Annotated in this window: 30 protein-coding genes; 17 read left to right on the top strand and 13 right to left on the bottom strand. The window is 65.8% G+C overall.

The window, feature by feature from the left end; translation table 11 throughout:
- Position 1: 1 nt before the first annotated feature.
- A complete protein-coding gene (gene upp, locus A7X12_RS22245) occupies positions 2-655 on the bottom strand; it encodes a uracil phosphoribosyltransferase (RefSeq protein WP_064313637.1) in 654 nt (217 codons plus the stop codon).
- A 158-nt stretch (positions 656-813) separates the two neighbouring features.
- On the opposite strand from upp, the gene A7X12_RS22240 reads away from it, so the two are divergent.
- Complete coding sequence (locus A7X12_RS22240) at positions 814-1,884, top strand: alpha/beta hydrolase (RefSeq protein ID WP_064313636.1); 1,071 nt, start codon at positions 814-816, stop codon at positions 1,882-1,884.
- Positions 1,885-2,103: 219 nt separating this feature from the next.
- On the opposite strand, the gene A7X12_RS22235 is transcribed toward A7X12_RS22240, so the two are convergent.
- The 7 genes from A7X12_RS22235 to A7X12_RS22205 all read right to left on the bottom strand — a co-directional run bounded on the left by A7X12_RS22235 (position 2,104) and on the right by A7X12_RS22205 (position 9,096).
- Positions 2,104-3,069, bottom strand: coding sequence for an FAD-binding domain-containing protein (locus A7X12_RS22235; RefSeq protein ID WP_232318645.1), 966 nt, complete (start codon positions 3,067-3,069; stop codon positions 2,104-2,106).
- Between the two features lie 284 nt (positions 3,070-3,353).
- Positions 3,354-4,253, bottom strand: a complete 900-nt coding sequence (locus A7X12_RS22230; RefSeq protein ID WP_064313634.1) for a ParB/RepB/Spo0J family partition protein — start codon at positions 4,251-4,253, stop codon at positions 3,354-3,356.
- Positions 4,250-5,032, bottom strand: coding sequence for a ParA family protein (locus tag A7X12_RS22225; protein ID WP_064313633.1), 783 nt, complete (start codon positions 5,030-5,032; stop codon positions 4,250-4,252). Before A7X12_RS22225 ends, A7X12_RS22230 begins: the two co-directional genes overlap by 4 nt.
- On the bottom strand, positions 5,029-5,652 hold the full coding sequence (rsmG, locus tag A7X12_RS22220; protein WP_064313632.1) for a 16S rRNA (guanine(527)-N(7))-methyltransferase RsmG: 624 nt from the start codon (positions 5,650-5,652) through the stop codon (positions 5,029-5,031). The genes A7X12_RS22225 and rsmG overlap by 4 nt, the downstream gene beginning before the upstream one ends.
- Entirely contained in the window at positions 5,649-7,484 is a 1,836-nt protein-coding gene (mnmG, locus tag A7X12_RS22215) for a tRNA uridine-5-carboxymethylaminomethyl(34) synthesis enzyme MnmG (protein ID WP_064313631.1), read from the bottom strand. The genes rsmG and mnmG overlap by 4 nt, the downstream gene beginning before the upstream one ends.
- Positions 7,485-7,564: 80 nt before the next feature.
- Positions 7,565-8,848 (bottom strand): tRNA uridine-5-carboxymethylaminomethyl(34) synthesis GTPase MnmE, encoded by a 1,284-nt coding sequence (mnmE, locus tag A7X12_RS22210; RefSeq protein WP_064313630.1) that lies wholly within the window; start codon positions 8,846-8,848, stop codon positions 7,565-7,567.
- Positions 8,849-8,859: 11 nt separating this feature from the next.
- Positions 8,860-9,096, bottom strand: a complete 237-nt coding sequence (locus tag A7X12_RS22205; RefSeq protein WP_064313629.1) for a DUF6489 family protein — start codon at positions 9,094-9,096, stop codon at positions 8,860-8,862.
- A gap of 52 nt (positions 9,097-9,148) precedes the next feature.
- On the opposite strand from A7X12_RS22205, the gene A7X12_RS22200 reads away from it, so the two are divergent.
- Positions 9,149-9,628: a methylated-DNA--[protein]-cysteine S-methyltransferase gene (locus tag A7X12_RS22200; RefSeq protein WP_064313628.1), complete on the top strand. Its 480-nt coding sequence runs from the start codon at positions 9,149-9,151 to the stop codon at positions 9,626-9,628.
- The gene (locus A7X12_RS22195; protein ID WP_064313627.1) at positions 9,625-10,320 is read left to right on the top strand and encodes a dienelactone hydrolase family protein; all 696 of its coding nucleotides are present in this window, start codon (positions 9,625-9,627) and stop codon (positions 10,318-10,320) included. Before A7X12_RS22200 ends, A7X12_RS22195 begins: the two co-directional genes overlap by 4 nt.
- Positions 10,321-10,364: 44 nt before the next feature.
- Here A7X12_RS22195 and A7X12_RS22190 read toward each other — a convergent pair whose 3' ends face one another.
- The 4 genes from A7X12_RS22190 to hemE form a co-directional block, all read right to left on the bottom strand.
- Positions 10,365-11,084, bottom strand: coding sequence for a YjbE family putative metal transport protein (locus tag A7X12_RS22190; protein WP_064313626.1), 720 nt, complete (start codon positions 11,082-11,084; stop codon positions 10,365-10,367).
- A gap of 135 nt (positions 11,085-11,219) precedes the next feature.
- On the bottom strand, positions 11,220-12,476 hold the full coding sequence (gene rho, locus A7X12_RS22185) for a transcription termination factor Rho (RefSeq protein ID WP_064313625.1): 1,257 nt from the start codon (positions 12,474-12,476) through the stop codon (positions 11,220-11,222).
- Positions 12,477-12,652: 176 nt separating this feature from the next.
- Positions 12,653-13,105: a CopD family protein gene (locus A7X12_RS22180; protein ID WP_064313624.1), complete on the bottom strand. Its 453-nt coding sequence runs from the start codon at positions 13,103-13,105 to the stop codon at positions 12,653-12,655.
- Positions 13,102-14,058, bottom strand: coding sequence for a uroporphyrinogen decarboxylase (hemE, locus tag A7X12_RS22175; protein ID WP_232318648.1), 957 nt, complete (start codon positions 14,056-14,058; stop codon positions 13,102-13,104). Before hemE ends, A7X12_RS22180 begins: the two co-directional genes overlap by 4 nt.
- Before the next feature lie 378 nt (positions 14,059-14,436).
- On the opposite strand from hemE, the gene A7X12_RS22170 reads away from it, so the two are divergent.
- The 11 genes from A7X12_RS22170 to A7X12_RS22120 all read left to right on the top strand — a co-directional run bounded on the left by A7X12_RS22170 (position 14,437) and on the right by A7X12_RS22120 (position 21,313).
- On the top strand, positions 14,437-15,252 hold the full coding sequence (locus tag A7X12_RS22170; protein ID WP_198162148.1) for a pyruvate, water dikinase regulatory protein: 816 nt from the start codon (positions 14,437-14,439) through the stop codon (positions 15,250-15,252).
- Positions 15,253-15,296: 44 nt separating this feature from the next.
- Complete coding sequence (locus tag A7X12_RS22165) at positions 15,297-15,851, top strand: Maf family protein (RefSeq protein ID WP_064313652.1); 555 nt, start codon at positions 15,297-15,299, stop codon at positions 15,849-15,851.
- Entirely contained in the window at positions 15,848-16,657 is an 810-nt protein-coding gene (aroE, locus tag A7X12_RS22160; RefSeq protein WP_064313622.1) for a shikimate dehydrogenase, read from the top strand. The genes A7X12_RS22165 and aroE overlap by 4 nt, the downstream gene beginning before the upstream one ends.
- Complete coding sequence (gene coaE, locus A7X12_RS22155; RefSeq protein ID WP_064313621.1) at positions 16,654-17,259, top strand: dephospho-CoA kinase; 606 nt, start codon at positions 16,654-16,656, stop codon at positions 17,257-17,259. The genes aroE and coaE overlap by 4 nt, the downstream gene beginning before the upstream one ends.
- A 7-nt stretch (positions 17,260-17,266) precedes the next feature.
- Positions 17,267-17,977: a DNA polymerase III subunit epsilon gene (gene dnaQ, locus A7X12_RS22150; RefSeq protein WP_064313620.1), complete on the top strand. Its 711-nt coding sequence runs from the start codon at positions 17,267-17,269 to the stop codon at positions 17,975-17,977.
- A 35-nt stretch (positions 17,978-18,012) separates the two neighbouring features.
- A complete protein-coding gene (gene hpf, locus A7X12_RS22145) occupies positions 18,013-18,612 on the top strand; it encodes a ribosome hibernation-promoting factor, HPF/YfiA family (RefSeq protein WP_064313619.1) in 600 nt (199 codons plus the stop codon).
- Positions 18,613-18,656: 44 nt separating this feature from the next.
- The gene (locus tag A7X12_RS22140; protein WP_064313618.1) at positions 18,657-19,124 is read left to right on the top strand and encodes a PTS sugar transporter subunit IIA; all 468 of its coding nucleotides are present in this window, start codon (positions 18,657-18,659) and stop codon (positions 19,122-19,124) included.
- Positions 19,075-19,578 carry a PaaI family thioesterase gene (locus A7X12_RS22135; RefSeq protein ID WP_064313617.1) on the top strand — a complete coding sequence of 168 codons (504 nt, stop codon included), beginning with the start codon at positions 19,075-19,077 and terminating at the stop codon, positions 19,576-19,578. The genes A7X12_RS22140 and A7X12_RS22135 overlap by 50 nt, the downstream gene beginning before the upstream one ends.
- Positions 19,575-19,916 carry a DUF1491 family protein gene (locus tag A7X12_RS22130; protein ID WP_064313616.1) on the top strand — a complete coding sequence of 114 codons (342 nt, stop codon included), beginning with the start codon at positions 19,575-19,577 and terminating at the stop codon, positions 19,914-19,916. Before A7X12_RS22135 ends, A7X12_RS22130 begins: the two co-directional genes overlap by 4 nt.
- A 161-nt stretch (positions 19,917-20,077) precedes the next feature.
- Positions 20,078-20,731: a cell wall hydrolase gene (locus tag A7X12_RS22125; protein WP_064313615.1), complete on the top strand. Its 654-nt coding sequence runs from the start codon at positions 20,078-20,080 to the stop codon at positions 20,729-20,731.
- An 84-nt stretch (positions 20,732-20,815) separates the two neighbouring features.
- Positions 20,816-21,313, top strand: coding sequence for an MmcB family DNA repair protein (locus A7X12_RS22120; RefSeq protein WP_064313651.1), 498 nt, complete (start codon positions 20,816-20,818; stop codon positions 21,311-21,313).
- A 13-nt stretch (positions 21,314-21,326) separates the two neighbouring features.
- Here A7X12_RS22120 and A7X12_RS22115 read toward each other — a convergent pair whose 3' ends face one another.
- On the bottom strand, positions 21,327-21,944 hold the full coding sequence (locus tag A7X12_RS22115) for an ankyrin repeat domain-containing protein (protein ID WP_064313614.1): 618 nt from the start codon (positions 21,942-21,944) through the stop codon (positions 21,327-21,329).
- Between the two features lie 71 nt (positions 21,945-22,015).
- Here A7X12_RS22115 and A7X12_RS22110 point away from each other — a divergent pair, with 71 nt between their 5' ends.
- From A7X12_RS22110 to A7X12_RS22100, 3 genes are read left to right on the top strand one after another with little or no spacing between them, the layout of a single operon-like run.
- Positions 22,016-22,597 carry an SCO family protein gene (locus A7X12_RS22110; RefSeq protein WP_064313650.1) on the top strand — a complete coding sequence of 194 codons (582 nt, stop codon included), beginning with the start codon at positions 22,016-22,018 and terminating at the stop codon, positions 22,595-22,597.
- Positions 22,585-23,028 (top strand): YcgN family cysteine cluster protein, encoded by a 444-nt coding sequence (locus A7X12_RS22105; RefSeq protein ID WP_064313613.1) that lies wholly within the window; start codon positions 22,585-22,587, stop codon positions 23,026-23,028. Before A7X12_RS22110 ends, A7X12_RS22105 begins: the two co-directional genes overlap by 13 nt.
- A complete protein-coding gene (locus A7X12_RS22100) occupies positions 23,025-23,696 on the top strand; it encodes a M48 family metallopeptidase (protein ID WP_064313612.1) in 672 nt (223 codons plus the stop codon). Before A7X12_RS22105 ends, A7X12_RS22100 begins: the two co-directional genes overlap by 4 nt.
- The last annotated feature ends 29 nt before the right edge of the window (positions 23,697-23,725 follow it).

The raw sequence follows: 23,725 nt of genomic DNA, 5'->3' as shown, positions 1-23,725 counted from the left end.
CTCAGTCGTGGTCGGTGCCGAACGCGCGGTCGCCGGCGTCGCCCAGGCCTGGCACGATATAGCCCTTCGCGTCGAGCGCCGGATCCAACGCCGCCGTCCAGATGCGAACGTCGGGATGCGCCGCCCGCACCGCCACGGCGCCGGGACGCGCGGCTAGCAGGCACAGGAATCGAAGATCGCGCGCGCCGGCTGCCTTGAGCCGATCCAGCGCCGCAATCGCACTGTGTCCGGTGGCGAGCATCGGATCCACCAGCAGTACCGGGCGCTCCGCCAGATCGGCCGGCGCCTTGAAATAATATTCCACCGCCTCCAGCGTCTCCGGATCACGATACAGCCCCAGATGCGCCAGCGACGCCTCGGGCAGCAGGTCGAGCACTCCATCCGCCATCGCGAGCCCGGCTCTGAGCACCGGTACCACCACGGGCGGTGCGCAGGCGAGCACAGCGGACTCCATCGACGCGACCGGTGTCGCGATGGTCCGATCCTCGAGCGGCAAGTCGGCGAGTGCGGCAGCGCCGAGCAGCAGCGACACGGCCCGCAGCTCGGCGCGGAACCGCTCGGGCGGCGTATCCCGTGTGCGCAGCCTGGTCAGGCGATGCTGGACGAGCGGGTGCTGGACGAGCGTGAGTCCGTCGACGGGGAAAGCGGAGGTCATGGTCGCTTCGTGCGAGATGCAGCCTAGCGATGCAAGCGACGCGGGCTTCCCAACCCACCGGCACTACGATATTCCAAGAGATGTTAGCGCTACCGATAGCGCCTGCACATTGCGGTAAAAGCCGTACGGGCATTGCCCGACGAACAGGAGAGGAAGCGATGGACAAACGCAGATGGATCGCAGGTGCAGGCTGGTTGGCAGCCCTGCTGATGCCGGCGGCACAAGCGCAAGTGCAGACGCAGGTGCCTGCTGTCGTCTCCGGCGCGAAGCCGGTGACGGTTCAGCGGATCAAGGTCCATTCCCCGGCGATCGACGGCAATCTGGAAGGCGATTCCGCCGATCGCGACGTCATCGTGGTGCTGCCGCCTGATTACGCCACTTCCCCACGCAAGCGCTACCCGGTCGTCTATGCCCTGCACGGCTATTCGATCGGGGTGGAGCAATGGATCAAGGAGATCCATGTTCCGCAGGTGGTGGAAGGCGCGTTCGCGCTGGGGGCGCAGCCGCTGATCCTCGTGCTGCCGGACAGCAAGACGCTGCACAACGGATCTATGTACTCCAGCTCGCCGACCACGGGTGATTTCGAGCGCTTCGTCTCGCACGACCTCGTCGCCTATATCGACGCGCATTACCGCACGCTGGCACGACGCGAGAGCCGCGGCCTCGCGGGGCATTCGATGGGGGGCTATGGCGCCAGCCGGATTGGCATGAAACACGCGGACGTGTTCGGCGCCGTCTATATGATGAGCCCCTGCTGCCTCTCCGCACGGGATGCCAGCATGCTGGACGAGGCTGCGGTTCGACAGCTTGAGGGCCTCAACACGCGCGAGGCGGCGACCACGCTCCCCTGGGGGCTGCGGGCCACGCTTGCCGCCGCTGCGGCATGGTCCCCCAATCCGAAGGCGTCGCCGCTCTACCTCGACTTGCCGATCAAGGACGGGAAGCAGCAACCGGAGGTGCTGGCGAAATGGGCCGCCAACGCTCCCCTGGCCTTTGTGGACCAGTATATCGGCGCGCTACGCCGCTATCGGGCGATCGCGATCGACGTGGGCGACAAGGACGGGCTCCGGTTCGACGCGCAGAAGCTGCACGAGACGCTCGACCGCTATGGCGTGACGAACAGCTTCACCCTTTACCCGGGCGATCATACCAGCGCCATCGCCGATCGCTTCCAGAACTATGTCCTGCCCTTCTTCAGCGAGAACCTAACCTTCGCGAGCAAACGCTGAGGCGCGTGGGGCGGCGTCACGAGCCGCTGGCGGATCGCATCGCGCGCCGCATCGTGCCAGGTCGGGCGCGAAAGCGCTGCGTCCTGGCTTTGCCAGAGACCCTCCGTCGTTCTTTCAATCACACGCACCTCCCGCTGGCACCGCAAGCCAAAACGCTGCGGCGCAGCGGGAGTTCACGAAATCTTTACCATGATCATACTATTGCTTGATGTTGCAGCGCTACATACCTGCCGCTGTAAGTAGCTCGGCAATGTGCTTGGCAAAGGCGAAATAGCCTTTCCCGCACTGTGGCCACGCCCGCGCATCCCATGCGCGACGATGCTCGGTGAAATGGACACCTTCACACTGCGCCATCTTGCGGAAACTGTCGCGCACCGGGCCTACTGCCGCATAGCCGGTTACGACCTGCTCGCAGCCGCTTTCTCTCGCCAAGGCGGCCACGGCGTCCAGATCATCAAGCCACACACTGCCCACCCGCCAATGGGCGGCGGCGCGTTGCAGGCCATCCGCAACTGCGGCGATGTCCGCCGGTCGCTGGCAATGCGCGCGGCAAGCGACAACCCGACGCACATCCAGGCGCTGTAGCGGTCCCTCCGTTTCGAGGGACAGGTCCTCGGGCGTCAGCAACAGTAGCGCAGGACGTTGCGACGGATCGGTCGGCATCCGAAGCGCACTACGTTCCGGCGCCTCTGTTCCACGTGGAACATCTGCCACCATCGCCAACCCGTCCGGACGAAAGCGCCCACCGGTACGCACATTGATGTTCTCGGCATTCGCTAGATACGCCTTGCCCGCTGTATGCAGCCCAGCCACCCAGCGCCAGGAAAGCGTGTTCGAGGCAGGATCGGCATCCAGCAGCTTCGCGAAGGTAAACTCCGCGCCGAGCTCCCACGGCAGGCCCAAGGTAAAGATCCAGATCGATGCAAGCTGCATCCGGGCCCAGTTGTGGAGATAGCCGGTTTCACAGAGCTCCCGGACCCAGCCGTCAAAGGCATCGATCCCGGTCCGCCCCTCAATCGCCGCAGCATAGCCGGCGGGAGCGCCCGCCTCGTGCAGCATCTGGCAGGCGTGCCGCCAATCGGCCCAGACCGAGGGGCGCTGTTCCAGCCAGCCCTTCCAATAGGTGCGCCAGAATAATTCGGAGAGAAACTTGGACGCCGCCTCTCGGCCATGGCGCTCGATCACCGCGCGGGCGACTTCCTCCTCGCTGATCAATCGACGGCGCAGCGCGGGCGACAGACGCGATACGGCATCGTGCCGCCCGGGCCCCGCATCGAAATTGCGCCGCTCTGCATAGGTAGCACCAGCCTGGGCCACAAATGCCTCGAGCCGCGACCATGCAGCAGCCCGCGATAGCGGGAAATCAAACGACAATATGGCAGTCCGGTCGGAGGTAGTGCGCAGCATGGCATCATGCTGCCATGCGCCCTGCCCCCCTCAAACCTGCCACTAAGGGCAGCGGAACCTAGTCAGATTCGCTCGCCGGTAAGCCGCTGGCAAACCATGTCGAGCTGGTCGAGCGTGGAATACCCCACCGTGAGTGTGCCGCCCTTCTCCGCATGCGCGATCCGCACGTTGAGGCCGAGCACATCACCCAGATGCCGCTCCAGTGCAGCAATATCGGGGTCGCGCTCCGCCGTCGGCGCGCTGCTCGCCTTGCGCTTGGGGGCCGGCTTGGCGGTCCGCGCCAGCTTCTCCGTATCCCGAACGGACAACCCCTTTGTGACCACCTCCTGAGCAAGCTTCTCCGGATCCGGTGCACCGATCAATGCGCGGGCATGGCCCATCTCCAGCGAGCGATCGACAACCATCTCCCGCACCGGCTCAGGCAGATCAAGCAGTCGAAGCAGGTTGGCGATGTGGCTACGCGATTTGTGTACGATCTTCCCCAGCGCCTCCTGGGTGTGACCGAATTCACGGATCAAACGGGCATAGCCTTCCGCTTCTTCGATCGCGTTCAGATCCTGACGCTGGATATTCTCGATCAGCGCGATTTCGAGCGTCTCGGCGTCGCTCAGCTCGCGAACGATCACCGGCACCTCGTGCAGACGCGCACGCTGCGCCGCACGCCAACGACGCTCGCCGGCGACGATCTGGAAGCTCTGGCCATGGGGCCGCACGAAGATCGGCTGGATCAGCCCGCGCGTACGGATCGATTCCGCCAGCGTCTCCAATGCCTCCTCGTCAAAGTGACGGCGCGGCTGGTTGGGGTCAGCGACGAGCGAACTGATCGGCAACATCCGCACGCCGGAATTGCTCGTGGGGTTACCCTTGATCGGCTCCTCTGGAAGGCTGTCGCCGAGCAGCGCGGAGAGACCCCGGCCAAGACCGGGGCGAGGCTTGCGGGCGGCGGCGGGGGAATCGGTCATGCGGCTTTCTGCAACTTGGGAAGACGTTCGATCACTTCGCGCGCAAGCGCGATATAGGCTTCAGAGCCGGCGCAACGATGATCATAAATGAGCGCCGGGACGCCGTGGCTCGGCGCCTCCGACAGGCGGACATTGCGAGGGATGACCGTGTCGAACACCACCCTGCCCAGCACCGCGCGCACATCGTCCGAGACCTGGTCGGTCAGGCGGTTGCGGCGGTCATACATGGTAAGGGCCACGCCCAGGATCGACAGGCCCGGGTTGAACCGGGTGCGGATGCGCTCCACCGTGTTCAGCAGCTGACTCAGTCCTTCCAGCGCAAAGAACTCGCACTGCAACGGCACCAGCAGCGCATGCGCCGCCACCATGGCATTCACCGTCAGCAGGCCCAATGAGGGCGGGCAATCGACGAGGATGACGTCCCAGCGCTCGGCACTGTGCCGGCGGATCGCCGCATCGAGCCGATGGGTCCGCGCGTCGAACTCGATCAGCTCGATTTCAGCGCCCGACAGATCCTGCGTTGCCGGCACGACATCAAGCCCCGGCACATCGGTCGGGACCGCGACGTCTTCGAGGTTCGCATCCGAAACCAGTAGGTCATAGCTCGAATGCTCGCGATCGCTACGGCCAATGCCAAGGCCGGTCGACGCGTTGCCTTGTGGATCGAAATCGATCAGCAGCACCCGCTTGCCGGTGGCAGCAAGGGCGGTGCCGACATTGATGGCGGTCGTGGTTTTGCCCACCCCGCCCTTCTGATTGGCGATCGTGATGGTGATCATCTGGCGCCTATCTGTGTTGCGACCACGATGCCCGAGTCCGGCTGCGTGATGCTGGGTTCCACGTGAAACTGACCTTGCCATTTCGCGCGCGCGGCATCCACCTCCGATTGCGCGCTTCGTCCCTTTGGCAGCAACCAGACTGTGGACGAATCGGTGCAGTGTACTGTGGATAACATCAGCGCCGACAGCTCCGCGACGGCGCGAGCGGATACGACGGCCACGGGCTGCGCGGGACGATAGGATTCCACCTTGCTGCCGATCACGGTGACGCGATCCGTGGCACCGACATGCTCCGCGGCGTCGCGAAGAAATGCAACGCGCTTCGCACGCGGCTCGACCAACACGACGGGACGGTCGGTCAACAACGCTACAACGATGCCAGGCAGGCCCGCGCCGCTCCCAACATCGAGCCATACGCCGGTACCCGCGGAATCGGCTAGCGGAACAAGCTGCGCCGAATCCGTCAAATGCCGTGACCAGAGCGTGTCCAAGGTCGAGCGAGCAATTAAATTCTGATGCTCGGCCTCCGCTGTCAGCAACGCACCGAATCGCTCCACCGCTGTTTCACGTGAAACACCGAAGTGCTCGCGCACCCAAGACCGCGCCTCGTCTTCGGTCATGCGACTGTCTTTCGTGCGTGTAGAAGAATTGCGGAAAGCGCTGCCGGCGTGATCCCGCGAATACGCGCGGCGGCTCCCAGTGTCTCCGGGGCGGCCGCGCCGAGACGCTCGACCATCTCGTTGGAGAGGCCCGGTATCTCCGCATAGTTCATATCCGGGCGCAGACGCACGGCATCGTTCGCGCGAAGTTGCGCAACCTCCGCATCCTGCCGTTCGAGGTACGGCGCATAACGCGCATCCTCAACATACTCCGCGAGCAACGCCGCATCGACGTCGGGGGAGCTGTCCAGCACCTGCTCCAGCGTGACGCCGGGAAAACGGAGCCACTCCCGCGCGGGCCTGCGTGCGCCATCCTGCGAGACGGGAGCGCCACGCGCGCCGATCTCATGCGCGGTTCGTTCCACTGCGAAGAGAGAGTCGAGCAACGCGCGACCTTCGCGTCGAGCCTCTCCTCGCGCACGACGTTCGGTCCCAAGCAAGCCTAGGGCATCGCCGATCGGGCCCAGCCTGGTCTCAGCATTGTCCGCGCGCAGCCGCAGACGGAACTCGGCACGGGCGGTGAGCATGCGATAGGGCTCGGTCACCCCTTGCAACACCAGGTCGTCGATCATCACGCCGAGATAGGATGTCGCCCGGTCCAGTACTAACGGTGCGCTCCCCAAGGCCAGCGCCGCGGCGTTGGCGCCTGCCGCAAGCCCCTGGCCCCCGGCCTCCTCATAGCCCGTCGTTCCGTTGATCTGGCCTGCGAAGAACAGGCCCGGAATCTGCGGCAGACCCAGCATCGAATCGAGCGTGCGCGGATCGATATAGTCATATTCCACGGCATAGCCGGGTACCGTGATCTCGGCTTGCTCCAACCCGGGGATCGACGCGATCATCGCCGCCTGAACATCAACGGGCAGCGAGGTCGACAAGCCGTTGGGATAGATCCAGTGATGGTCGAGCGCCTCGGGCTCAAGGAAGATCTGATGCCCGTCACGGTCGCCGAAGCGATGCACCTTGTCTTCGATCGAGGGGCAATAACGCGGCCCCTGTGCTTCGATTGCGCCGGTGAACAGCGGCGAACGATTGAGCCCGCCGCGAATGGCATCGTGGGTCGCCTGCGTCGTCCGGGTGACCGCGCAATGGAGCTGGGGGAGTGGCCGCGCAGGCGTCATTGCCGACATGGTCCAGGGCTCGGCATCCGAAGGCTGCTCTTCGGTCCGCGCCCAGTCGATCGTGCGGCCGTCGAGCCGAGGCGGCGTGCCGGTCTTGAGCCGCCCCATCGGTAGTGCCAATTCTCGCAGCTGTGCAGCAAGGCGGCGTGCAGAGGCCTCCCCTACCCGCCCGCCCTCGAACCGCTCCTCGCCGCGAAACAGCCGGCCGCCCAGGAAGGTGCCGGTAGCGAGCACGACCGCGGGTGCGGTTAGGCTGGCGCCGTCTCGGAGCTGCACGCCCGCGATCCGGCCGCCCGCAAGGATCAAGGCTTCGGCCTCGCCTTGAACGAGCGTCAGTGTCTCCTGCGCGCGCAACATTGCCTGGATCGCGGCCGCGTACCGCCTGCGATCCGCCTGCACCCGCGGACCCTGCACCGCGGTGCCCTTGGAGCGATTGAGCATGCGATAGTGGATGCCGCCGGCGTCGGCCGCACGTCCCATCAGCCCGTCGAGCGCGTCGATCTCGCGGACGAGATGCCCCTTGCCGAGCCCACCGATCGCCGGGTTGCACGACATCGCGCCGAGCTTTTCCAGATCGAAGCTGAGCAGCGCAGTGCGGGCGCCGCGGCGTGCTGCCGCAGCCGCTGCCTCGGTACCGGCATGGCCGCCGCCGATCACGATCACGTCGAATTGCATGGCATCGCTAAACGCGTTCGGCGCGCGCTTGTCCAGTGGGGAGCGACGGAACGCCCCGTTTGTGTTCCACGTGGAACACTTTATTTACCGATGCAGAACTTCCCGAACAACGCATCGAGCACATCCTCGACGCCCGCCCGACCCGTTATCGCATCCAGTGCGCGACGCGCCGCACGCAGCTCCTCGGCAAAGAGCAAAGCATCGTCGAGCAGCGACGCGCGCGCCAGCGCATCGGCCGCGGCGATGCACCAGCCGCGCTGGCGCGCGTTGAGCGCAACAACATCGGGCGGCGGGAGCAGATCGGATGCGACCTCCGCCATACGCTGCCAAAGTGCGTCCACGCCCCTGCCCTCATGCACCGACACGACCAACTGCTCAGGCTGTGCCGGGGCGCGGCCCTCGGCATCGGCGCGGGCTTGCACCCACAAGGTGCAGGTGTGCGGCGGTGGCGGATCGTCACCCAACCACAGCAGCAAATCCGCTTCAGCCAGCGCATCGCGGGCGCGCGCCACACCGATTGCCTCAATCGGATCGTCCGTGCCCTCGGCTAGCCCCGCCGTGTCGATCAGCAGCCAGGCAATGCCGTCGCGGACGACGGGCACCTCGATGCGATCGCGCGTCGTGCCGGCGATCGGCGAGACGATAGCGGCGTCGCGTTCGGCCAGGGCATTGAACAGGGTCGACTTGCCGGCATTGGGCGGACCGCCCAGCGCTACCCGCAACCCGTCGCGCAGCCGCTCCACCGGCGGCCGCGCGGCAACGGCCGCAATGTCGTTGCCCAGCGCCGCGGCGCCAGACCGCAGCGCCGGTAGCGGATCTGCGCCCGCGACATCCTCCTCGTCTCCATGATCGAGTTCCGCTTCGATACGGGCAGCAAGACCAAGCAGCCGCGTCGTCCAATCCTCCGCATGGCGCCGCACCGCGCCCCCCGCGCTGCGGATGGCGGCGCGCCGCTGCGCCTCGGTCTCCGCCATCAACAGATCGCCCAGCCCCTCGGCCTCGCTGAGGTCCAGCCGACCGTGGAGCAGCGCCCGCCGGGTAAACTCCCCTGCCTCGGCTGCGCGCAGTTCGGGAAGTTCCGCGAGCGCCGCCTCCACCGCCCGCACCACCGCGCGGCCCCCGTGCAGATGCAGCTCTGCGAGATCCTCGCCCGTCGCCGATCGTGGCCCGGGGAAACACAGTACCAGGGCTTGGTCGAGCGGCTCGCCCTCCCTGTCGCGCAACATCCGCAGCGCGGCTCGCCTCGGTGCGGGAACAGCGCCTGCAAGCTGCTGCACCGCAGCAAAGGCCGCAGCACCGCTGATGCGGAGCACCGCAATCGCCGCGGGCGGCGCGCCGCTAGAGACCGCGAAGATCGTATCCATGGGCGCGGTCGTCAGCTCCCAGGCTTCTTTGTCGCGGCGTCGAACAGTCCGCGCCAGAAGTTCATACCCGCTTCACCCATGGGTGCCCAACTGCGCATCATCTGCTCGAAGCCTTCCGGCGTACCGTGGTTTTCAATCGCCTTCACCATCAACTGCACATAGCGGTCATGTACGGGGGTCAGGTCGGGCAAGCCCATGGCCCGGCGCGCCTCTTCCGGCGTGCACTCGACTTCGACGTTGATCTTCATGTGATCCCTTCCGCGCTTGAGCGCATGCCCGGCCCCCTGCTAGGCCAAGCGCATGTATGCGCGCGACCATGCCCTGATCGCAACGCCCATCGGCCCGATCCGGATCGAAGGCAAGGAGGGGCAGCTGGAGCGCATCCTCATCGGCGCGGAAGGCACGCCGACACGTGGCGTGACGGCAATCGTCCGAGCCGCAGCCGAACAGATCGATCAATGGTTCGCCGGAGAGCGGCGCGGCTTCGACCTTACGCTGGCGCCGCCCGCCACGCCGAGGGGCGCTATCCTTCGAGATGGCTTGATCGCGGTCCCGTTCGGGCAGACCATCAGCTATGGTGAGCTTTCGCGCGCATTGGGTTCAAGCGCTCGCGCGATCGGCCAACTATGTGCACGAAACCCGTTTCCGCTCATCGTGCCCTGCCACCGCGTGTTGAACCAGGGCGGCGGGCTCGGCGCCTATTCGGCCGGGCAAGGGCCGGCCACCAAATCCTGGCTGCTCGATCATGAGCGGCGCTTAACCGGAGACTATCTGCTATGAGCACTCTGACGATCGACGCCCTGGACGAGAGCGGCAGCTTCTCTGCCTATGTCGCGCGCCCTGAGGGCACCCCGCGCGCCGCGATCATCGTGATCCAGGAAATCTTCGGCGTGAACGACGGCATCCGTCAGAAATGCGAAGACTTCGCGCAAGAAGGCTATCTCGCGATCGCGCCCGACCTGTTCTGGCGCCTAAAGCCGGGCATTGAACTCGACGCTGACGTGCCCGAGGAGATGCAGCAGGCCTTCGACCTGTTCGGCAAGTTCGACCAGGACAAGGGCATCGCCGACATCGAATCGACGATCCAGGTGGCGCGCGCCGAGCTCGGCGGCGGCAAGGTGGGCGCGGTCGGCTTCTGCCTCGGCGGCCGCCTTGCCTACATGACCGCGGCGCGGACCGACATCGATGCGAGCGTCGGCTATTATGCGGTGGGCATCGACGGGCTGCTCGGCGAGAAGCATGCCATCGCCAAGCCGCTGATGCTCCACATCCCGGTCGCCGATCACTTCGTTTCGCCCGAAGTGCAGGCCAAGATGCACGAGGGGCTGGACGACCACCCCAAGGTCACGCTGTTCGACTATCCGGGCGAGGACCATGGCTTCGCGGCCGAACTCGGCAAGCGGCGCTCGGAAGAGGCCGCACAGCTGGCTGACAAGCGCACCGCAGACTTCTTCGCCGCGAACCTGGGCTGAGGTCATGCCCGCCCCTCCCTGCCGCGCAGGGAGGGGTCTGGGGCTCAGAACAGGCTAGTGATGCCCGCCGTGCCGGGCGTACCCACCCAACCCTCGTAGATCATCTTGAACGCAACGAAGACGATCACCGCCAAGCCGAAATAGGCGATCCAACGGTGGCGATCGATCAGTTTGGCGATCAGGTTCGCCGCCAGCCCCATCAACACGACCGACAGCAGCAACCCGACCACGAGGATGCCGGGATGCTCGCGCGCCGCCCCGGCGACGGCCAGCACATTGTCGAGGCTCATCGAGACGTCGGCGACGGCAACCGCCCAGGCAGCGCCCGCGAAGCTACGTGCGGCGCGCACGCCCGAGCGCTCGTCACCCTCGATTTCTTCCGAGCCAGCGCTCTCGCCGCCGTGGCGGATCTCGCGCCAGAATTTCCAGCTGACCCAGAGCAGCAGCAGCCCGCCTGCGAAGATCAGCCCGACGATCCCCATCAGCCAGCTCACGATGAGCGCGAAGGCGATCCGAAGGATCAGCGCCGCGCCGATGCCGATCAGGATCACCTTCTTGCGCTGGTCCGCCGGCAAGCCGGCCGCCAGCGCTCCGACGACGATCGCATTGTCGCCCGCCAGCACCAGGTCGATCATCAGCACCGAGCCGAACGCGGCCAGCGCCGCAGGATCGCCGAGATTGGAAAAATCGGCGACGATGTGCTGCCAGATGTCGAGCGGCGAGCCGATACCGCCTGCCGCGGCGCTGAGAAGAAGATCGATCATGCCAAAACCCTAGCGCCCCCATCGGCGCACGCAACGCCTACGCTTGCCCGACGCGGGACGTTCCCTGCCGCCAGACGCAAAAAGGCCGGGCACACGGGCCCGGCCTTGCCGAAATCACGAGAACGACGGCTCGGGTTACTGGTTCATGCTGTCGAAGAAGTCTTCGTTGGTCTTCGAATCCTTCATCTTGTCGAGCAGGAACTCCATCGCGTCGATGGTGCCCATCTGCATGAGGATACGGCGCAGCACCCACATCTTGGTGAGCTTGGCCTTCTCGACCAGCAGCTCTTCCTTGCGGGTGCCCGACTTGCCGACGTCGAGCGCCGGGAAGATGCGCTTGTCCGCCACCTTGCGGTCGAGGACGATTTCCGAGTTGCCGGTGCCCTTGAACTCTTCGAAGATCACTTCGTCCATGCGGCTGCCGGTATCGATCAGCGCGGTGGCGATGATCGAGAGCGAACCGCCTTCCTCGATGTTGCGCGCGGCGCCGAAGAAGCGCTTCGGGCGCTGCAGGGCGTTGGCGTCGACACCGCCGGTCAACACCTTGCCCGAGCTGGGCACCACGGTGTTGTAGGCGCGGCCGAGGCGAGTGATCGAGTCGAGCAGGATCACCACGTCCTTCTTGTGCTCGACCAGGCGCTTGGCCTTTTCGATCACCATTTCCGCAACTTGCACGTGGCGCGTCGCCGGTTCGTCGAAGGTCGAGCTGATCACTTCGCCCTTCACCGAACGCTGCATGTCGGTGACTTCTTCCGGGCGCTCGTCGATGAGCAGCACGATCAGGAAGACTTCGGGATGGTTGTCGGTGATCGCCTTGGCGATGTTCTGGAGCAGCACCGTCTTACCGACGCGCGGCGGGGCGACGATCAGCGCGCGCTGGCCCTTGCCCTGTGGGGCGACGATGTCGATCACGCGGGCCGACTTGTCCTTGACCGTGGGGTCGAGGGTATCGAGGCGAAGCTTCTGCTCAGGATAGAGCGGGGTCAGGTTGTCGAAATTGACGCGGTGGCGGACCGCATCCGGATCGTCGAAATTGACCTTCACCAGCTTGGTGAGGGCGAAATAGCGTTCGCCGTCCTTCGGCCCACGAATCTCGCCCTCCACCGTATCACCGGTACGCAGGCCGAACTTTCGGACCTGGTTGGGGCTGACATAGATGTCGTCGGGGCCGGCGAGATAGTTGGCCTCGGGCGAGCGCAGGAAGCCGAAACCGTCGGGCAGCACTTCGATCGTGCCTTCGCCCATGATCTGGTCGCCCTGCTCGGCCTGGGCCTTGAGGATGGCGAAGAGCAGGTCCTGCTTGCGCAGCGTCGACGCGCTCTCGACGCCCAGTGCCTCGGCCATGGTGACCAGTTCGGCGGGGGCGGTCTTCTTGAGGTCCTTGAGATGCATGGAAGGTCCGGAAATTCTAAGGGGGAGAGCGTCGATCGGCGATAGGTCCGCGCAGGAGTCGATGCTTGGAGGAAGGATGCACCGGGGTTCGGTACACGCTCGCAAAATTAGGTAGCGGCTTCCCCCAAGTCAACTGCGATTCGGCGCAGATTCACCCCGCCGAATCGCAGCGATTCTTAAAAGGGCTTCACTTCGGCAAGAATTACAATGAAGACCAGCGCCAGCGCCGGCACTTCGTTGAGGAAGCGCAGCGTGCGGATGGCGATCGGTGCCTGCCCGCGGCCTAGCTTCTTCGCATAGCCGACCGCCCAGCCATGATAGCCGCTGAGCAGCACGACGAGCAGCAGCTTGGCGTGGAGCCAGCCGATGCCCGCCTGCCCGTCGAACAGCCCGATATTGGCCGAGAGGGCCAGCCCCAGCACCCACACGATGACCATCGAGGGCGTGAGGATCATCCGCTTCAGCAGCGCCTCGCGCTTCGCCCAGGCGGCCGCCTCGGGCGTGCCCAGCGCCTCCTGATGGTGGATCAGGTAGCGCGGGAGCAGGAACAGCCCCGCCATCCAGAACACCACGAAGATGACGTGGAACGCCTTTACCCACAGATAGGCACCGCCCAGCCAGCCGATCATGCCGCCGTTCCCCGCACGCGGGCCAGGAGCTGCTCAACATGCGCGATCGGCGTGTCGGGCAGGATGCCGTGGCCCAGGTTGAACACATGCGGCCGCTCCGGAAAAGCCGCGAGGATCCGGTCGATCGCGCCGTCCAGCGCCGCGCCCCCGGTGATCAGCGCCAGCGGATCGAGATTGCCCTGCACCGGCAGCCCTTCCGGCAGCACGGCGTTCGCCCAGGCGGGGTCGACCGTCTCGTCGAGTCCGATCGCATCGACCCCCGTTTCGCGGGCATAGGCGGCGAGTTTGCCCCCTGCCCCCTTCGGGAATCCGATCACGGGCACCAGATCCCGAACCGCAGCCGCGATCCGTGCGTTGGGCGCGATTACCCAGCGTTCGAACTGGGCGGGGCTGAGGCTACCCGACCAGCTGTCGAACAGCTGCACGGCCTCGACCCCCGCTTCGGCCTGGTTGCGCAGATAGGCGATGGTCTGGTCGGCGATCCGATCGACGAGCGCCTGCATCAGGCCCTCGTCGCGATAGGCGAGGCGACGGGCCTCGGCCTGCTCGCGGCTACCTTGCCCGGCGATCATGTACGTCGCCACGGTCCACGGAGAGCCCGCAAAGCCCAGGAAGGTGGTCTGGGGGTCCAACGCCGCCTTCACCCGTCGAATCGTGCCGTAGATGGGCTCCAGCACGCTGGAATCGGCATCGAAGCCATCGAGCACGTCCCGCGCGGTCACCGTCGGGGCAAGCCTGGGGCCTTCGCCGGTCTCAAACCAAAGCTGTTGGCCGAGCGCCATCGGTACCACGAGGATGTCCGAGAACAGGATCGCGCCGTCCATGCCGAAGCGGCGGATCGGTTGCAGCGTCACTTCCGCTGCCGCGTCGGAATCCATCGCGAGCGCGAGGAACCCGCCCTTTTCGGCACGGAGCGCGCGGTATTCGGGCAGATACCGGCCGGCCTGGCGCATGAGCCAGACGGGCGGAATGGGCTGGCGAGTCCCCTGGAGGGTCGCGAGCAGCGGCTTGGGTGCACGAAGAGTCAGAGCCGGGATCCCCACTACTATAAGATTCGATTCTCAGGATGTTGGAGTCTGTTGGCCGGTGAAAGCCGGGGCTTATGGCGATGTGAGTCAGTTGCCAACAATTTGACTCCTGCGGCTATCCGGAATCGCACGGATTCGGGAAATCTGTCCACAAGACTCACAGGCTGTGAATGGAAAGTACAAGCTGGGGACGCCGCTGTGGACGAATCACGCGGCGAATCCCGAATCTCGGCGGGTTGGCCGGGTGACCGGGTTACGCTACCGCTTGTTCGCCATGTTATGCACAGATCGGTCCCCAGCCTGATGCGGCTGCACCTCCATTTGCTCTCGGACTCCACCGGTGAGACCCTGGAAAATATCGCCAAGGCGGCGCTGGCGCAGTTCGACGACGTCGAGCCGCTGCGCCATTTCTGGCCGATGGTGCGGAGCGAAGCGCATCTCGAGCGCATCCTGCAGGAAATCGCGCAGAATCCGGGGCTGGTCATCTACACGCTTGTCAATCGCGACATCCGCCGCATGCTGGAGACGCGCTGCCGCGCGCTGGGCCTGCCGGCGATCGCGCCGCTCGACCAGGTGAGCCATGCGCTGTCCAACCTGCTCGGCCAGGAAGCCAAGGCCCGGCCGGGGCGGCAGCATATGCTCGACGCGGCCTATTTCGCCCGGGTCGATGCGATCCAGTTCACCATTGCGCATGACGACGGCATCGGCTGGGAGGATTGGGAAGAGAGCGACATCCTGCTCGCAGGCGTGTCGCGCTCGTCCAAGACGCCGACCTCGATCTATCTCGCCAATCGCGGCTACAAGGTGTCGAACATTCCTGTGGTGGTGGAGTCCCCGCCCCCGGCCAAGCTGTTTCAGTTGCAACGGCCGCTGATCGTCGGGCTCACCACCAGCGCCGATCGGCTGGTGCAGATCCGCCGCAACCGGCTGCTCTCGCTCAACCAGGCGCCGGAGACCGACTATGTCGATCAGGAAGCGGTACAGCGCGAAATCGCCTTCGCGCGCCGTATGTTCGCCGACAATGGCTGGCCGGTGATCGACGTTACCCGGCGTTCGATCGAGGAAACAGCCGCCGCGATCATCCAGCTGTGCAACGATCGTGAAATGGACCGCCGATAATGCCGACTCTCGTTCTCGCCTCCCAGAGCGCCTCGCGTCGCGCGATGCTCGATGCCGCGGGCGTGGTGCACGAGGCGTTGCCGGCCTTGGTGGATGAAGCAAGCGCCAAGGAATCGCTGCTCGCCGAGGGTACGAGCCCCCGTGATCTCGCCGATGCGCTCGCCGAACTAAAGGCGCTCAAGGTCTCGCGGATGGCCCCGCAGGCGCTGGTGCTGGGCGGCGATTCGTTGGTCGCGCTCGACGATGGCAGCCTGCTCGACAAGCCCGAGAGCCGCGAACAGGCGCGCGATCATCTCCAGCGCATGTCGGGCAAGACTCACGACATTTTCAGCGCAGCGGTGATCGCGGAGGGTGGCCGCCCGGTGTGGCGGCACGTCGATCGCGCGCGGCTGCACGTCCGCCCGCTGAGCGAGGCGTTCATCGAATCGTACCTCGACCTCGAATGGCCGGCAATAGCTGGCTGTGTCGGCTGTTTCCGTATCGAGGGCCCGGGCGTGCAGCTCTTCAGCCGCACCGAGGGCAGCCATTTCACCATCCTCGGCATGCCGCTGCTGCCGATACTCGACTATCTGCGCACCCGGGGAGTGATGCCCAAGTGACTCGCTATGCCGAGGTGATCGGCGATCCGATCGCCCATTCCAAATCGCCGATCATCCACAAATTCTGGCTCGATGCGCTGGGGATCGAAGGCGATTATCGCCGCACCCATGTGCTGGGCGACGACCTTGCCGGCTATTTCGCCCGCGCCAAGGACAATGGCGATTGGCGCGGCTGCAACGTCACCATCCCGCACAAGCTGGCGGTGATGGACCTTGTCGGCGATCCGGGCGGCGTACGGAACACGATCGGCGCGATGAACACCGTCATCCGCGGCGAGGACGGCGCGCTGATCGGTACCAATACCGATGCCGGCGGATTCTTCTCGCCGATCGCCGGGCTGGAGCTGGAAGGCCGCCATGCGGTGGTCATCGGCGCCGGCGGCGGGGCGCGTGCGGTGTTGTTCGCGCTGTCGCGGGTCGGCATCGGCCGGGTGACCATCCTCAACCGCAACGTACTGAAGGCCGCCGCGTTGCTTTCCAGCTTCGGAGTGAAAGGCGATGCGCTGCCGATCGGCGCCCCCCTGCCCGCTGCCGACCTGCTGGTGAACGCGAGTCCGCTCGGCATGGACGGCCAGCCCCCGCTTGACTTGGATCTCGATCCGCTGCCCGAGCATGCGGTGGTGTACGACATCGTCTACGCCCCGCTGGAGACGCCGCTGCTCGCCCAGGCGCGGGACCGCGAGCTGGATACGGTCGACGGGCTCGAAATGCTGGTCGGGCAGGCCGCGCTCGCCTTCGAGCTCTTCTTCGGCGCCGAGCCCCCGCGCGACCGCGACGAGGAACTGCGCGCGCTGCTCACCGCATGAGCAGGCGGTCGATCGTGCTGGGCCTCACCGGCTCGATCGGCATGGGCAAGTCGACCGTCGCGGCAATGTTCGCCGCCGACGGGGTGCCGGTGTTCGATGCGGACGCAACCGTCCACCAGCTCCAGGGCCCGAACGGTGCGGCGGTGGCGGCAATCGAGGCCGAGTTTCCGGACACGACCACCGAACTAGGCGTGAATCGCACGCTGCTGCGCGAGGCGGTGATGGCCGACCCCACCGCCTTCGCCCGACTCGAGGCGATCCTCCACCCCGCCGTCGCCGAGGCACGCGAGTCGTTTCTGGCCGCGCATGCCGACGCGCCGCTGGTCGTTCTCGACGTACCCTTGCTGTTCGAAGCCGGCGGCTGGCGGCATGTCGACAAGATCGCCGTCGTCTCCGCGCCGGCCGAGGTGCAGCGCGACCGCGTCCTCGCTCGTCCTGGTATGACCGCCGAACGCTTCGATGCCATTCTCGCCCGCCAGATGCCCGACGCGGAAAAGCGCGCCCGTGCCGATTTTGTGATTCCCACCGGCGAAGGCCTGCAGGTTACGGAAGATTGCGTACGCACGGTCATCGCTTGCCTCACGCCGCCTGCGGGTGGATAAGCGCTTCATGCGGGAAATCGTGTTTGACACCGAAACGACGGGACTCAGCTTCTCAGGCGGAGACCGCCTCGTCGAAATCGGCTGTGTCGAGCTGGTGAACCGGGTTGCCACCGGCAACCATTTCCATGCCTACATCAATCCGCAGCGACCGATGCCGGTGGAGGCGTTCAACGTCCACGGTCTGTCCGAGCGATTCCTTTCCGACAAGCCGCTGTTCGAGGATGTCGTCGAGGATCTTCTGGCCTTCATCGGCGATTCGCCGATGGTCGCGCATAATGCCGGGTTCGACTTTAGCTTCCTCAACGGCGAGCTCGGCAAGTGCAGCCGGCCGCTCGTCGACCTGAGCCGCATGGTCGACACGCTGGTGCTCGCGCGCACCAAGCATCCCGGTGCGAAGCACACGCTCGATGCACTATGCAGCCGCTACGGGGTCGATCTCAGCGCACGTACGCTGCACGGCGCCCTGCTCGATGCGCAACTGCTGGCGCAGGTCTATGTCGAGCTTACCGGTGGCCGCCAGATCACGTTGGGCCTGGCGGAGGAAGTGCCGGTGATGCCGGAGACCGTCGCCGAGGCGCCGACTCGGGTACACGTCCGGCCCGCGCGACGTTTCACCGCGAGTCCGTTGGAACTTGAACGGCACGCAGCGTTTCTGAAGTCCCTGGACGAGCCGCTATGGGGTGTTCCCACAATCGACGCGGTTCCGGCGCAGCCCTAGGTCGCTCGTCCCTAATTGCGAAGTGGAGGTACATTATGGATATCCGGATCTCGGGGCATCAGGTCGATACGGGCGCAGCGCTCAAGACGCAGGTGACGGATCGGGTCCAGGGTATCGCCGACAAATATTTCTCCCGCGCCATCTCGTCGCAGATCACCTTCGGCAAGGGGCCGCACGACAACGGCTTCACCTGCGACATCGTGATGCACGTGACGCAGGGGCTGGTGCTCAAGGCGACCAACAGCGGCATGGAAGCGCATGGCGCCTTCGACGGCGCGGCAGACCGGATCGACAAGCAGCTCCGCCGCTATGTCCGACGCCTCAAGGATCGACGCCCGACCGAAGTGATCGCGCTGGCCGAGGGTGGGGCCTATGACAATGGCTTCGACAATGCCGGCTACACCCTGTTCCAGGAAGCGCGCGACGAGGAAGAAGTCGCCGATGCACCGCTGGTGATCGCAGAGACGCGGGTGGACGTGCCGGATGCCACGGTTTCGGACGCGGTGATGATGCTCGACTTGCGGAATACGAACGCACTGCTGTTCCGCAACAGCGGCACGGGGGCCTATAATATGGTCTATCGTCGTGGGGATGGAACGATTGGCTGGGTTGAGCCCAACCGCGCACCGGCGTAAGGCCAGGCCGCCTGCGGGCAGCACCGCTTCTTTGGAACGAGTTGATGACTGATCTGAGCGATTTGCTCGTGCCGGAGGCGGTGCTCGCCGGCGTGACCGCGGGTAACAAGAAGGCGCTGTTCCAGCAGCTTGGTGCCAGTGCGGCGGCGACCTACGGGGTCGAAGCCAAGCTGGTCGCCGAGCGGCTGGCCGAGCGCGAGCGGCTGGGCTCCACCGGCTTCGGCGGCGGAATCGCCATCCCACACGCGCGGCTGGACGACCTGCCGCGCGTGTGCGGCGTGTTCGCCCGGCTGGAGCAGCCACTCGATTTCGGCGCGGTCGACGATCTGCCGGTGGACCTCGTGTTCATGTTGCTGTCGCCGACCAATGCCGGGGCTGACCATCTGAAGGCATTGGCCTCGGTATCGCGGCGGCTGCGTGAGCGGCCGTTCGCGGAGAAGCTGCGCGGCGCGGGCTCGAAGGATGCGCTCTACGTGCTGCTCACCGGAGTCGAGGCGCGTGACGCCGCCTGAATCGGCGCCGACGGGTGCCGAGGCGCATTACCGGGCGCTCGAATCGCTCTACGCCGCGGCTCCGATCAACCAGCTCTTCCCCTCGGTGCTCGAGATTCCCGAGGCGGGGATCGCGCGCATCCGCTTCGACGTGGATTCGCGCTACTTCCACGCCGCCGGGGCGACCCACGGCACCAGCTATTTCAAGATGCTCGACGATGCCGCCTTCTATGCAGCGAATAGCCTGGTCACCGATCGCTTCCTGCTGACCACCGCCTTCAACCTGCTGCTGACCAGACCGCTGCCCGAGGGACCGGTGATCGCCGAGGGCCGCTGGGTGAGTGGCCAGCGCCGGGTGTTCGTCGCCGAGGCGCGGCTGATCGACGCGCATGGCGAGGAAGCGGCGCGCGGTACCGGTACCTTCATGCGCTCGCGAATCGCGCTCGCCACCCTGCCCGGCTATCGCACCGCATGACCCCGCGGCTGACCAGCGCGATGCTGGCGAGTGCGCTGGTGCGACGGGCCGATGCTGCCGCCGGGTCGGCGATGGTGCTGGCCAAGGGGGATGCTACTTCGGGTGCAATCCTGCTCCTGCTGCTGGATCGCGGCGCGAACCCGCGCTTCGTCGAACGGGGCATCGGCCCCGATGGAACGCCGACGCTCCTACCCTCCGGACCCAGGGAAATGGTCGACGAGGCGGAAGCCAGCGCTTATTGGCGGCGGCGGCGCGAGCGCGACCCCGATCTATGGGTCGTTGAACTGGATATCGCAGGCGCCGAACGGTTCGCCGCTGAAACGATGAACCTTTGTTGACACTCCGGGCCTCGCCCGCGAAAGGGATCTCCACGTTCATTCGCGTTGTGCCGTTCGGGGTGTGAAGTCGATCGGTTACGCAGTCGGGGGGTTAGTCCGGCGGTCCAGTCTCCCTGCGAGCAGCGGCCGATCGCACGCCAACCGCACAATACAGATTTGAAATGAAGTTTCTGCCACGGGCTGCGACTTTCGCAGCTGTGACTTTTTGCGCTGGCGCACTAGCGAATGCCGCCACGCTCAACCTGAGCCCGCTCCCGCAGCAGGAAGCGAAGCTTCAGGCGACGGTGCAGTCGGCACCGGCTCAGGTACAGAACGTCCTTGCTTCGCAGCAGGTTCCCGCGCCCCAGGCAGCGGTCGAGCAGCAGGAAGCTGACGATGACAACGATACCAGCCCGGAATATGCCACCCTCTCGGACGCGGTAGCCGCGCAAGAGGACATCGCCGCGCTCGAAGAGGATCGCGATTTGCGCTGCCTCGCCACCGGTATTTATTTCGAAGCGCGCAGCGAACCGCTGTCGGGTCAGCTGGCCGTTGCGGACGTGATCCTGAATCGCAGCACCTCGGGCCGTTTCCCGGGCTCGGTCTGCTCGGTAGTCACCCAGAAGGGCCAGTTTTCGTTCGTGCGTCACGGCAAGTTGCCCACCCCGCCGGCCAACGCCCAGTGGCGTCGGGCCCTGGCGGTGGCCCAGGTGGCCCGCAAGAATCTTTGGGAAAGCCCGGCCGGTGACGCGCTGTATTTCCATGCGCGGTATGCCAACGCCAATCTCGGCCGCGCCTCGATCGCGACCGTGGGCAACCATATCTTCTATCGCTGATCGGTTCGGCCGATCGCTGTATCAAAAGCCGCCGGAGCGATTCGGCGGCTTTTTTGTGTTCGCTGAATGTTCTATATTCTCTCGATGAACGCGCATCAGCCCCTGCCCCCGACTCTTCCTCCAGAAGCGGACGCGATGGTCTCTGCCGACGTGGTACGGGGCGTTTGCAGGATGCTGCTCCGCCACGATTGCGTGGCAATCGCCGAAGTGCCGCTGGAGGGCGGCCGGCGCGTCGACCTGATGGCGCTGGATGCTCGCGGCAACATCGTCATCGTCGAGATCAAGGTATCGCGCGCGGATCTGCTCGGCGACGGCAAATGGCAGGAATATCTTGGCCATTGTGACCGCTTCTTCTGGGCAGTACCGCAGGGGTTCGACCTGCGACCGCTTGATCAGCCCCATTTCCTACCGGAACGTACCGGGCTGATCGTCGCCGATCGCTACGACGCGGCGGTTGCGCGAGAGGCGGCGACGATTCCCTTGTCCGCTCAGGCGCGGCGTAAGGCCACGCTCGCCTTCGCCCGGCGTGCGGGGCGAAGGCTGCTGGGCATGCTCGATCCCGACGTCGCCGACGGGTTCTGAGCGTTCAGATCGTTCAGAGCTTCGGCCCGGCGGCGGTGGGCGCGCGGCCGACCTTGGGTGCATCGGCCAGCATCTTCGCGATCGTCGGATAGCGGGTTTCGCGCTTGGCATATTCCCGCGCGGAAAGGCCGCCGCCGAAATCGGCACGGTCCGGGTCCGCACCCGCGTCGAGCAGCTTCTTCACGATTTCCGGATCATGGGCCAGCACGGCGCGGATCAGCGGGGTCACGCCGCCATTGTTCGCCAAGTTCACATTGGCCTTCTTGGCGAGCAGTGCGTCGACGCCGGGACCCCAGCCCAGGCCGGCGGCGAAGATCAGCGCCGTGTTGCCCTCGCGATCCTGGATGTTCACATTCACCCCCGGCTGGTTGATCAGCACCGAGAGATAGGTCGGGTCCTGGCGCTTCACGACGATGTGCAGCGCCGCCTCGCCGGTGCCGTACGGATCCTTCACGTTGATCATCGACGCCGACTTGTCACGCAGGAACTCGTTGACCTTGTTCCCGTCCTGCTTACGGATCGCATCGAGGAACTGGATGCTCTCGCGCGGTTGGCCCATGCCTTGGGCGAGCGCCGGAAGCGGCAGGAGAAACAGGGCCGCGGCGGCGGCGGAGGCGAGACGGAACGTCATTGCTGGGTCGGTACCTTCGATACTGGCGACGGATGCTGCGTCTCCCGTAGCAAAGAGTGACGATGGATACCATGAACAGCATGTTTCGGGCGTTGAGCTGCGTCGCGCTTCTGGCGGTGTCGGCATGCGGCACGGGCGGCAGCGAGGCGCCACCGCTGGCCGGCGCGCGGATCGGCGGTCCCTTCTCGCTTGTCGACCAGGACGGCAAGGCCGTCACCGATTCCGATTTCGCCGGCAAGTATCGCATCGTCTATTTCGGCTACACCTATTGCCCGGACATCTGCCCCACGGACCTGACCAAGATAGGCGCGGCGCTGCGCACGCTGGACAAGCAGGCGCCCCGGACGGCGCAGAAGATCGTGCCGCTGTTCATCTCCGTCGATCCCGAACGCGACACGCCGGCGCAGCTCAAGCAATATGTCGGCAACTTCTACCCGCGCCTCATCGGTCTCACCGGCAAGCCGGAAGCGATCGCGCAGGTGGCGAAGGCATATGCCGTCGCCTATATGAAGGAGCCGACACCGTCGGGCTATCTGATGGGCCATACCGAAGTGGCCTATCTGATGGGCCCGGACGGCAAGCCGATTACCAGCCTGCCGCTGGAGAAGGATCCCCCGGCGATCGTCGCCGAGCTTGAGCATTGGGTGCATTGACCATCAAATTCTGGGAAGATCTGCCGCTGGAGGCCCTGGATCGCGCGCAGTGGGAAGCCCTGTGCGACGGCTGCGGCAAATGCTGCCTGCACAAGCTGGAGGATGAGGAAACCGGAGAGCTGTTCGCGACCAACGTCGCCTGCAAACTGCTCGACCGGCGGATGGGGCTCTGCAAGGATTACAAGCACCGTCGGGCCTATGTGCCGGAATGCGTGCGGCTGACGACGCGCAATGTGCGCGACATCGAATGGCTGCCCAGCACCTGCGCCTATCGGCTGCGGGCCAATGGCGAGAAACTGCCGGCGTGGCATTATCTCGTGTCGGGCGACCGGGAGGCGGTGCACAAGGCGGGCGAATCGACGCGCGGCTGGACCATCTCCGAGGATGACGCAGGCGATCTTGAGCATCATATGACGGACCGTCGCCTTTGATCGAAGGGCTCGAAGTAATCCGCCATCCCCGCGCCCGGCGGATGCGGCTCGCGATCGATCCCCGTGACGGCAAGGTGCGCCTGACACTCCCGCCGCGCGCCTCGCTGGCGAAGGCCATGCAATGGGTGGGCGAACAGCAGGGCTGGATCGCTGCCCAGCGCGACCGCCTGCCGGGCGGACGTCCGTTCGTGCCCGGCGCACGTCTGCCGTTCGGCGACAGCGAGCTGACGATCGTCTGGCCCGCCGCCGGCGTGCGCGGGGTTCGACGCGAGGGCGACCAGCTGCTCTGCGGCGGCTCTGCGGAGGGCTTGGGCCGCCGCGTCGAACGCTGGCTCCGTGCGGAGGCGCTGCGGGTGCTGAGCGAAGAGACGGCGCACTATGCCGTGCGGGCCGGCGTGCGGGTCACCAAGGTCGCGATTGGCGACGCGCGCAGCCGTTGGGGCAGCTGCGCATCGACGGGGGTAATTCGCTACAGCTGGCGGCTGATCCTCGCGCCGAGCGAAGTGCGTCGGGCAACGGTGGCGCATGAGGTGGCACACCGGGTGCACATGAATCACGGCCCCGATTTTCATGCGCTGGTAGAGCAGCTCTACGGTGCGGACCCTACACCGCACCGGCATTGGCTGCGCAACCATGGTTCCAGCCTGCACTGGTTCGGGCGGGAATAGCCTTCCGCCCGCGTGCCGCCCTCCCGGAC

It is taken from the genome of Sphingomonas sp. TDK1, assembly GCF_001650735.1.
GTDB lineage: Bacteria > Pseudomonadota > Alphaproteobacteria > Sphingomonadales > Sphingomonadaceae > Sphingomonas.
Note: the sequence above shows the minus strand (reverse complement) of the source record. Positions and strands in the feature narration are given on the sequence as shown.